1 protein-coding gene is annotated in these 436 nt (G+C 31.0%); it reads right to left on the reverse strand.

Features of this window, described 5'->3' with window-relative positions; genetic code table 11:
* Nucleotides 1-244: 244 nt before the first annotated feature.
* Nucleotides 245-436 (reverse strand): hypothetical protein (locus ACY2RX_RS14605; protein ID WP_490103456.1); only part of this gene is annotated, 192 nt, incomplete at its 5' end.

Consider the following 436-nt stretch of genomic DNA (forward strand, 5'->3'; position numbering starts at 1 on the left):
TAACCAAAAAATGGACACAACCAATTCATAATTGGGGATTAATTCTTAATCAATTTTTAACTATATTTGAAAAAAGGGTTCAACTCTAAATTAGTCAAACCCTCTGAAATTCTATTTACACAAAATTTTGGACAGTGTCCCATTTTTTAGAGACTTACATTTTTGGACTTGCAACAAAAGACTATGCGGCTAGTTTATTATATATTTCTAATTCAAATTGATTAATAGATTTCATTAGAAGTTTTTAGTATTCCCATCTCACAAAAGCTTCCATAGCCGCATAATGTGCCAATCCTAATTCATCATATATATTGGCTGTTTCTTGATTTCTGTCTTCTGCTCTCTGCCAAAATTCTCTGCTATCTGCTCCTTGAAATACAACACCATCTTTTTGTGATTGATGTTTAAAAATTCCTTTTCGCTTTTCTAAAACCTG

Source organism: Polaribacter sp. 2405UD43-2, from assembly GCF_058147125.1.